This window comes from Mesorhizobium sp. M1348 (genome assembly GCF_040317925.1).
In the GTDB taxonomy this organism is placed as follows: domain Bacteria; phylum Pseudomonadota; class Alphaproteobacteria; order Rhizobiales; family Rhizobiaceae; genus Mesorhizobium.
The window spans coordinates 1-9636 of sequence record NZ_JAMYLH010000064.1 but is presented as its reverse complement, the minus strand read 5'-3'; the positions used below and the strand labels follow the sequence as shown (position 1 = coordinate 9636).

The window sequence follows — 9636 nt, the reverse complement described above, 5'->3', positions numbered from 1 at the left end:
GGGTGTGGACCTCTGTGAGCTATGCGCTTTCGGCCGGCTCGGAGATTGAACTTCTTGCCACCACCAACGCGTCCGGCACGACGGCAATCAACCTCACCGGCAACGAGCTCGCCCAAACCATCCAGGGCAATGCCGGCGCCAACGTGATCAACGGCCGCGGCGGCGCCGATACGATGACCGGCTATGGCGGCAACGACACCTACTATGTCGACAATGCCGGCGACAAGGTAAACGAGGCTTCGGGCGGCGGCACCGACAGGGTTTTCGCTTCAGTGAGCTATGCGCTTTCCGCCGGCTCTCAGGTCGAGATTCTCACCACCATGAACGCGTCCGGCATGACGGCAATCAACCTCACCGGCAATGCGTTCGCCCAAACCATCCAGGGCAATGCCGGCGCCAACGTGATCAACGGCGGCGGCGGCGCCGATACGATGACCGGCTATGGCGGCAACGACACCTACTATGTCGACAATGCCGGCGACAAGGTAAACGAGGCTTCGGGCGGCGGTCACGACAGGGTGTGGACCTCTGTGAGCTATGCGCTTTCGGCCGGCTCGGAGATTGAACTTCTTGCCACCACCAACGCGTCCGGCACGACGGCAATCAACCTCACCGGCAATGCGTTCGCCCAAACCATCCAGGGCAATGCCGGCGCCAACGTGATCAACGGCGGCGGTGGCGCCGATACGCTGACCGGCTTTGGCGGCAACGACACTTTCGTCTTCAATAGCACCCTTAGCAGCGGCAATGTCGACAGGATTACCGACTTCAACTCCTCGCAGGACAAGATCCACCTCGACGATGGCATTTTCAAAGGGCTTCCGGTTGGGGCGCTTTCCCAGGCTGCTTTCTATGCCGGGACGGCAGCGCACGACAGTTCCGATCATATCATCTACAATAGTGCAACCGGGGCGCTCTCTTTCGACAGCGACGGGATCGGCGGCACAGCTCAAACACAGTTCGCCACGCTTTTCCCCCCATCTCTCTCGGCAGCCTCCTTCTACGTGACCTGAAGAACCGACGGGGAAGCGACATCGCGCGAGGCGCTGCTGTGACGAACAAGGACCAAGTGGACAACCAGCACCCCGCCAGCCTCTTTCGTTAAGTGCAGATGTGCTGGCATGGACTGTAGCGGTATCGAGGACGCTCCCCAGATACAGTTCGTCACTTACCGTGGTGGCGAACTCTTGGAACAGACGGCCGACAATGCCGCCCATCAGCAAGAGCGGGATGAACACCGCGACGAGCGAAATGCTGATCGACAAAACCGTGAAGCCGATTTCGCACGCGCCCTTCAATGCGGCATGCAGGGGCTTGGAGCCACCGGAGCCCTCGAGCCAAGGTATTTCTTCGCTGGAACTAGGGCGCACGACGCCGACGACCACATCGTCTATGACAAGGTTACGGGTGCGTTGTTTTATGATTCCAACGGAAACGTCGCAGGCGGCGTGACACAGCTCGCGACGCTGACGAACAGGCCGACGCTGCTGGCCGACGATTTTTTCGTGATCTGATCCGGCGCCTACGGCGGTGCGCGTGAAAACGAGATCTCACGGTACACGACAGTCAGGGTGAGAACGGGATTCCTCAGCAAAAGGATCTTCGCCCATGCCACTGATTCATTCCGCTCTCATCGAGACGTTAGGTTGGCACTTTGCATTGAGCAAGAGCCGGCTTGTGACGCTTGCAGCGCTGATCGCCGGGCTTGCCCAGTCTCGCAGCGTCAACCTTTCGCATCTGGCCGTGCATCTGTGCGGCCCGGCGTGCCATGCCTCGAAATATCGGCGGCTACAGCGGTTCTTCCAGTTCGTCCGGCTCGACCAGGCCGTGGCGGCGCGGCTCGTAGTGCACATGCTCAACCTGGAGCGACCAAAGTATCTGGCGCTCGATCGCACCAACTGGAAGCTTGGATCGCGCGACATCAACATCCTGATGTTGGCGATCGTCACAAGGCACTTCCGGGTGCCGCTGCTGTTTGCCTTGCTACCGCATCAGGCCAACTCCGACACGGGTCACCGCATCGCACTGCCGCGCCGTTATCTTAGCCTGTTTCCTGCTGCCTCCATCCGCTGCCTGCTCGCCGACCGTGAGTTCATCGGCGCCGAATGTATGGATTTCCTCAACGAAAACAATATCCCCTTTGCCATCCGGGTGAAGGTCGACATGACCGTTACCCTCGAGGACGGTCGCGCATGGTCGCTCGCCACGCTCTTGCGGCGCAGGCGGGCCCGATGCGCAACCCTCGTCGGGCACATCAACGGCACAGTAGGCGCCACGCGCGAGCCTCTTCGTCTTGCCGCCAAACGCCTTGGCAACGGCGAATGGCTGATCGTGGCCACCAATCGCCCCGATCCGAAGCAGCCCCTCAACGACTACCGAAAGCGGTGGGGTATCGAATGCCTGTTCGGTGATACCAAGACACGAGGCCTCAATCTCGAGGACACCCACATCACCAATCCCGAGAAGCTCGCAAGCCTCATCGTCGTCGTCATGCTCGCCATCACATGGGCCTATCGATGCGCCACCCAGACCCATGGCATGAAGGCCATACCGCGCAAAAGCCACGGTAGACTGGAGAAGTCGTGGTTCCGTATCGGTCTCGACGCGCTGGAGGAACTGGATACTCAACAGCCCCAAAGCAGCTGCCCATGCATGGCTCGCTAAAGCACCCCGAAGATCGATTACGGTCTCAAAACACGCCTGAGTCGTGTACCGTGAACGAGATCACGCGACACCACTGTAGCTTCTTGTTTGCGCATCGCTTTGTTCGAAAAACCGGTGATCACTTTTTCGAGCGATGCACTAGCTCTACTGCGTCATAAACTGTGTTGGATCTCTTTGGCAGCAGGGATATCGTGTGATGTTATCCTACAACGTCGCTCCGACCGATCCAGTGCCCGTTCGTGACAGCTAGCGAGAACAGCGCCCATAAGCTCCGGCAAGGCCGCTGGTGGCTTGTCCCGTGGTGGGCGAAGGAGATGCCGAACGCCTGATTTCAGGCGATCGCGATCGACTTCCAGCGCGCCAGCCGCTCTGCGATCAACTCCGCGCGCTGGCGATCGTCGTTTCCGTCCAGGATGGCCAAATCCGCCGGATCGGCGCGCAGGTAGACACCGGACGTCCGCGCGTTCACGCCCTCGGGGCCATCCGAACGGGTCGTAAAATACCCGGCGGCGCGATCGACGGACTCCAGCAGGATCTCTCCCGTACCGTACAATTTTGCGGTGCATTAGGGTCGCGGGGCCGTTCTCCGTTCCAGTAGTAGAAAACGCCGGCAGGCTCCTTCCTCTCCTTCAGGGCTTCGCTCCAGTATCTGGCGGACAGAGTGCCGTCCTCCTGCCATGAGCGGCCACGCAGCTCCAGCGTACCGTCGAGGGCTCGCGAGATGCGCAGGAGGCCTTACGGCGGAAGGCTCTCGCGGGCCGCGCGCCGAGAGGGAGAATTGCCACCACAGGCCCTCAATGCGTGCGAGGCGGCCCTCGCTCTCGATGGCCTTTCGAAGCTTCTGGTTGATGGTCCGCATCTCGGCAGCGTTTGTCGCTTCGCCATATCGTACGCACGTCAATCCGAGGAGATCGGTCGGAAGCTTCGAACCGCTCGCATGCAGTATGAAAGTTCGGCGCAAGCCGAGGACGCTGCTGAAAAGACCGGCTTCGAAGACGACATTGTCGCGCGGAGAAGCCTGGCCGGAACCAGCGGGAGGGGAAGCGGGCAGGCTGGCCGTCGTCCAGTCGTCGCGGGCGAACACGAACGCCGCGAAGTCCACTTCACGCGTAAGCTCGAGGAGACGGTCAGCGTGGTCGTGCCCGGATTGAAGGATGTCGTCCAGGGATCGACATGCGCGACGTCTTCGAGGCCGGGCGTCAGCGCCTGCACCAGCTTCATCTGCGCTCCCGGCGAGCCAAGGAAAATGCGGGGCTTGTTCATCTATTCCCTCACTAAAGCAGGTCGTACCACCGCCGTCCCCGCTGCCACGGTGTCTCAACCACGCTGAATGCGCAAGACACGCACGGAAACGATCCCCGCCCGCGGCCGAGTCTATAGGGTACTTGTGGAGAGCAGCCACCGAGAGAACTGCACTTGCGCGCGCGTTCAGCGTTAGGCTGTCGCGACCTGAAATGACCTGCCGAGGTGGAAGGAGCCCCGCTAGTTGGCGACGGCTCGCAAGGGCTAGTCCCGATTTGAACCGCTGAGGACCTTTGCCAGCTATGCGCCACCGATCTTCGTCGAGGGCGCATTCATCGCCGCCTCTGGCGGCTTCATCTCCATCGCCGTGGCGATCGGCATCTCGGTCTGGCGGGCGCGCGAGGCGAAGAACGTCGAGACATACGGATCGGCGCGCTGGGCGAAACCGAATGAGGTCAAGTCCGCCGGTCTGCTCGGCGCTGACGGCGTGGTACTCGGCATGTTCGATCGCGATTATCTCCGTCACGACGGGCCGGAACATGTCCTGTGCTTCGCGCCAACGAGAAGCGGCAAAGGCGTCGGCCTCGTCGTGCCATCGCTTCTCACCTGGTCGGGCTCGGCCATCGTGCACGATATCAAGGGTGAGAACTGGCAGCTCACGGGAGGATTTCGCGCCAGGCACGCCAGGCACGGGCGGGTGCTGCTGTTCGATCCCACGAACAGGAAGTCCTCCGCCTACAACCCGCTTCTCGAAGTGCGCCGCGGCGAGTGGGAGGTGCGTGACGTCCAGAATGTCGCCGACGTGCTGGTCGATCCCGAAGGCCCGCTCGAAAAGCGCAATTACTGGGAGAAGACCAGCCACTCGCTGCTCGTCGGGCGATCCTGCACGTACTCTACTCCGAGCCCGACAAGACGCTGGCCGGCGTCGCGGGATTCCTATCAGACCCAAAGCGGCCGATCGAGACCACTCTGGCAGCGATGATGACGACGCCGCATCTCGGAGAGATCGGCCCGCATCCCGTCGTCGCCTCAACGGCGCGCGAGCTCTTGAACAAATCCGACAACGAGCGGTCTGGCATTCCCTCCACCGCGATGTCGCTCAAGCCGTGCTGCTGCTGGACCGAGCCGGATGGCACACCACCGGCAATCTCGTCTGGCCAAAGAACATCACGCCGATCCTGCTGCCATCGCGCTCTCCGGAGCTCAATCCGGTCGAGCAGGTCTGGCAATATCTGCGCGCCAATTTCCTCTCCAACCGCGTCTTCGACACATATGACGACATCATCGACGCTGCCTGCGACGCATGGAAAAGGCTTGCCGCAAAGCCCGACGCAATCACCTCAATCGGAATACGGAAGTGGGCACATTCAGGTCATTTGTGAGGGCCGTTGGTATAAGTTAGCGTAGCGCCCTGCCCTCGCCTAGGCCTGCAAAGCCCTCATCCTAGATTCGGCGGCGGCATCGTGAAAAGACATGCACACGGCGGGATTACGCCGTGTACGAACATTGGCCCTGCACCGGAAAGCAGACACGCGCAATGCGATTGCGAGCAGACGGGTTCGCGAAATGTCGCGATCAACCGTGAGGCTGGTGCACATTCATCTCGACCTATCTTGATCACGCAGGATTAACCCTGCGTACCCGTCTGGCGGCCCCACTTGGAACTACATGCCGGAAAACGGTAGCCATGAAGAAGGGGAACGTGCGGCGCGGCGATCAGGATGAGAGGTCTCTCCCAGATTGTCGCGCTATAGGAACGCTTTCGTCGTAAAGCTGAGCAAGAGGACCATCAAACGTGCTGCCTGATAGTTATCGGCTCTTGGCCGGCGCAGGTTCAAATCAGGGACGCGCAACCATCGATACTGACATTCACTGATCGTAGTGATCTGAAAAAACTGAGCCGCATCTTGTTACCGGTAGTCTTAAGGCCCCGCTCCCCTCATCACGACGCTGGAAGCAGACGACGCACGCCCGAGACTGGCTCGTGCGCAGCGCCGACGGCCGATGGTCGCCAGCCACGTCTCGCCGAACGGCCCCAGTTCAACGGCCGTTGGCCGCGTCGAAACCTCGTGATCGAGCGGCAAAAGCGGCAGCACCAGTTCGCCGAAGCGATAGGCTTCCTCCAGATGCGGATAGTCGGGCAGGATGAAGGTATCGATCCCAATGCGCGGTATTCGTCGATCCGCTCCGCCATTGTCGCCGCGTCGCCGACCAGGGCGGTGCCGGCGCCACCGCGCTAGGCCGACGGCCGGCCCACAGGGTTCGGGCTGATTTCGAGTTTGTCGCGACGGTCCCCGTGCAGCCGGCCCATGCGCGACTGGCCGGCGGAATCCATTCGCGAAAACCTTCTGCGCCTTTGAAAGGCTACGATGACTCAGAAACCCTCCGCTCTCAATTAGCCCAATTCTGTCTCATTGGCGCTGACGCCGGTGAGAAGGCGCATATGTCCGGTGCGGCGACTTACGACGCCGACGAGAAGGACTTTACCGAGGGATGCGAGGACGACCGGCACCACTTCCGGTTTCATTGTCTCCCCGGAGCATGCCACGGAGATGCTCGAGCACGTGGGATATGCATCATTGAACGATCAAAGGCGATCTCGCCAAGAGCAACAGACTCTAACGCGGCGCGATTGAGGATCGTCAGCGAGCCATGGTCGTATCGCGTCATATACCGCCGTTCCCATTCTCTCAGGCAACGATTCACTTTCGCTCGAGAAGCCGGGACCATTGCCGCGAGGTCGGTCTGCGAAATGTGGATACTCAGAGCTCTATCCACGGTAGCCGTGCTGTGCGGCCTCTCTGTCAATCGCAAGAGCGTGCTCGCCAATCGAGTGGATAGGGCACTGGCCGCACTGTGGATCACTCGCTCCTGCGCGTCGTGGGTTGCTTCGCACAAGTACGGGATCACCTTTAATGCGAGATCGGGGTGTTTGTCGAAGACCCTAACCATGAAAGCTACTTCGATTTGCAGCAAGTCGCTGTCCGCAACTGACTCAGCATTCATGTTACTTCTTCGCGTGATGAACAATCTAGTCAGGTCGAAAGTGTCACCGGGACCAAGATCTGCAAAGATGAATTCTCGTCCGTCCGAGAGGGGAGCACTAAGCCGAATTTTTCCTTGAATTATGTAGTAAATATAAATTGGCACGTCGCCAAGGCGAGTTAAGATTTTATTCTTCGGAACCCTTCGCAGAACGGCGACTTTCGCCAGTTCACTAAGAATATCTTGGTCAAATTGCTGAAATAAGCGTATTTTATCGAGCTGTTTGACCCGAACCTCAGCGCCGCACTCTGCCATGGCTACTGCCCCCCTGATAGGGTAAAGCGCCCCGGTCCCTTAAAGCGTTGCCTTGACTAACTCTTAGAACGAGTCCGATTTCGGGCCGTTCTCGCGCAAGAGCGCTCAGACAGAAGTGTTACCATATTAGGATAGCATAAAATAGTCACTCCTATGTGCCCGGGGTAACAGCGACCCTGTCTCTGAGAGAGTTTAAATCAAATGTGATCGACTGAAAGCCGTTGGGATAACCCCCTTCTATGGGACGGCGTGTGCCATGCCCCAAGAAGGAGAAGGGATACAACAGGATTCGGGGGCTTGTCTCCATGCGGCATGCACCAACCCAGGCGTCGCGTGCGTTCTTGAAGCGGAGCGTAGAACCGCTACGGCTTCCTGTGGGAGCAGTTTGCGTGTTTCTTGCAACTGCTGATTTCCTCCTCGGAGAGACAATACTTCTTGCGTCAAATGACGTCTATCATAGGTACGTCGGCGTGAGCCCGCCAGATATTTGGGAGACGATTTATCTAAGTGTTACCGCCGGCCTATTGCTTGTCGCATTCATGGGGGCCAGAGGCGCCTACACCATCAGTGGCATCCTGGACGATCACCGCGTGATCAAAACACTCTTCACCGGGTGGCTATTCGTTTTCTTTTCAATTCTCTGGCTCGCCTTTCTCACGAAGACGACGTCGACGTTCTCCCGCGGTTCCTTGACGCTGGCGTTTGCGGTCGGATTCCCAACCCTGCTGCCTGGCCACGTGGTTCTAGCGCGTGTGCTGAAACGGCTTCTGGCCGCCGAGAAGCTCGTCCTGCGCACAGTTTATCTGTTTTACGCTGGCGGTCCTGGAATGGAAAAGGGGATAATCGGCAAGCTCGGGCAACAGGGCATCGCGGTTTGCGGCGTTTCGAACATCGAGAACCATGATGGCACGATCGCAGCACGATCGGTGCAAGCCGCCGTCGCAGCTGCGCAGGCTGCGTTCCGTAGTGACCCGTATGGGGCAGTTTATCTCTTTTGCTCTTGGGATCAGCGGAAGTTGATCGCAGGCATCCTGGACGAAATGTCCCGCCTCCCGCTGCCGATCTATCTTTTCGCCGATGCCTACATAGATAAGATTCTGGCCGGATGCCCGCTTCACACCGGCTGGCAGCGAGCCTTCGAAGTCCAGCGCGCGCCTTTGAGGCCTGCCGAACGCCTGCTGAAGCGGTTATTCGACGTTGCCTTTGCATCACTGCTACTGCTGTTCCTGTTTCCGTTGATGGCCGTAGTCGCGTGTGCCATCGCGCTGGAGAGCGGTCGCCCAGTGCTGTTCCGGCAGACGCGGCGGGGTTTTTGTGGTAAGCCATTCAATATTTACAAGTTCCGATCAATGACCGTGCAGGAGAACGGCGCGGAAATTCGCCAGGCTCAGCGTAATGATGCGCGGGTTACCCGACTTGGCCGAATATTGCGCCAGTCAAATATCGACGAGCTGCCGCAGTTATTCAATGTGCTTCGGGGGGAAATGTCCCTCGTGGGGCCGCGACCCCACGCCGTCGCTCATGACGATACCTATAGTACGATTATTGCGTGCTATGCTTATCGCCATCGTGTAAAACCCGGTTTGACAGGCTGGGCTCAGATCAATGGCTTTCGAGGGGAAACGAAGGAGCTGTGGAGGATGGAAAAACGCGTAGAGCATGACCTCTGGTACATACAGTCCTGGAGCGTGCAGCTCGATCTTAAGATAATTTGGACAACCGCTGTACTGGTGCTTTCGGATCGTAATGTCTATTGATGTATAGCAGCTTCTCAGCCTCAGAAGCGGCATGGATAGGCAATCCATCGTCCGGGATTGAACTGATAGTTTTGATTTTGATGCTCGAGCGATCCCGCGCCAGTGAGTATATAGAGCCCCAAAATTCGGGTTCGCGCCGGTTCAGTCGCCGGATCTTTATGAGCGCATGATTTCTTCTGGCGCGGGAAGTGGATTAGGAAAACCTGCTGACGGCGCGGCCGCCTTCAATAAGAAAAACTGTGCAGCCTATAAGCTTCGGCTCGACGACATCCGGTTCTCGATTTCCTTTAGGATGTTGGTTGCGCCTGCGATGCGGCTATACTTGGCCAGAAAGTCCGCCTTCGCCTGTAGGCCAATCTGATCCCGAAACACCTCGTTTTCACGCAGCCGCTGATGGGCCTTGACCCAGTCAGACGGGTTGTCCGGCGACACCAGAACGTTGTTGACGCTATCCCTCAAGACTTACGGATAGCTGGCAGGTCGGAGGATACTATGGGTTTGCCGTGCGCCATATATTCGAAGAGCTTGAGCGGCGACATTCCCTCAGCGATATTTCGACCGCCGCCCTGGTGACCTGCCACGGGTAATTTCCTCCATCTGAGATTAGAGTCCGGCCTCGATTGAAGGACGGACTGATGAAGAGAAAGCGGTTTACGGAAGAGCAGATCATCGC

General features: G+C 58.9%; 7 protein-coding genes and 4 pseudogenes. 5 read left to right on the top strand and 6 right to left on the bottom strand.

From position 1 onward, the window contains the following. The coding region (locus NKH13_RS35255; RefSeq protein ID WP_352917435.1) for a calcium-binding protein at positions 1–1013 on the top strand (1013 nt) is incomplete at its 5' end. 155 nt (positions 1014–1168) lie between these two features. On the opposite strand, the pseudogene NKH13_RS35250 reads toward NKH13_RS35255, so the two are convergent. Beyond that, a pseudogene (locus NKH13_RS35250) lies at positions 1169–1322 on the bottom strand (efflux RND transporter permease subunit); the annotation flags it as partial. 286 nt (positions 1323–1608) lie between these two features. On the opposite strand from NKH13_RS35250, the gene NKH13_RS35245 reads away from it, so the two are divergent. Further along, entirely contained in the window at positions 1609–2664 is a 1056-nt protein-coding gene (locus tag NKH13_RS35245; RefSeq protein ID WP_352722126.1) for an IS4 family transposase, read from the top strand. Positions 2665–2995: 331 nt separating this feature from the next. Here NKH13_RS35245 and NKH13_RS35240 read toward each other — a convergent pair whose 3' ends face one another. Both NKH13_RS35240 and NKH13_RS35235 read right to left on the bottom strand, forming a co-directional pair. Continuing rightward, the gene (locus NKH13_RS35240) at positions 2996–3217 is read right to left on the bottom strand and encodes a hypothetical protein (RefSeq protein WP_352722127.1); all 222 of its coding nucleotides are present in this window, start codon (positions 3215–3217) and stop codon (positions 2996–2998) included. A 12-nt stretch (positions 3218–3229) separates the two neighbouring features. Then, positions 3230–3766, bottom strand: a complete 537-nt coding sequence (locus tag NKH13_RS35235; protein ID WP_502914324.1) for a TIR domain-containing protein — start codon at positions 3764–3766, stop codon at positions 3230–3232. Between the two features lie 432 nt (positions 3767–4198). Between NKH13_RS35235 and NKH13_RS35230 the strand changes: the two are divergent. Continuing rightward, a pseudogene (locus NKH13_RS35230) lies at positions 4199–5004 on the top strand (type IV secretory system conjugative DNA transfer family protein); the annotation flags it as partial. Further along, positions 5004–5288: pseudogene (locus NKH13_RS35225) on the top strand (transposase); the annotation flags it as partial. The pseudogenes NKH13_RS35230 and NKH13_RS35225, both read left to right, overlap by 1 nt. 610 nt (positions 5289–5898) lie before the next feature. Here NKH13_RS35225 and NKH13_RS35220 read toward each other — a convergent pair. Both NKH13_RS35220 and NKH13_RS35215 read right to left on the bottom strand, forming a co-directional pair. Further along, positions 5899–6250: pseudogene (locus NKH13_RS35220) on the bottom strand (alkanesulfonate monooxygenase); the annotation flags it as partial. A 179-nt stretch (positions 6251–6429) separates the two neighbouring features. Continuing rightward, positions 6430–7206 carry a Crp/Fnr family transcriptional regulator gene (locus NKH13_RS35215; RefSeq protein ID WP_352722133.1) on the bottom strand — a complete coding sequence of 259 codons (777 nt, stop codon included), beginning with the start codon at positions 7204–7206 and terminating at the stop codon, positions 6430–6432. A 470-nt stretch (positions 7207–7676) separates the two neighbouring features. On the opposite strand from NKH13_RS35215, the gene NKH13_RS35210 reads away from it, so the two are divergent. Then, positions 7677–8963: an exopolysaccharide biosynthesis polyprenyl glycosylphosphotransferase gene (locus NKH13_RS35210; RefSeq protein ID WP_352722134.1), complete on the top strand. Its 1287-nt coding sequence runs from the start codon at positions 7677–7679 to the stop codon at positions 8961–8963. A 455-nt stretch (positions 8964–9418) separates the two neighbouring features. Here NKH13_RS35210 and NKH13_RS35205 read toward each other — a convergent pair. Then, positions 9419–9636, bottom strand: a 218-nt coding sequence (locus NKH13_RS35205) for a hypothetical protein (RefSeq protein WP_352917432.1), incomplete at its 5' end; no start/stop codon positions are given.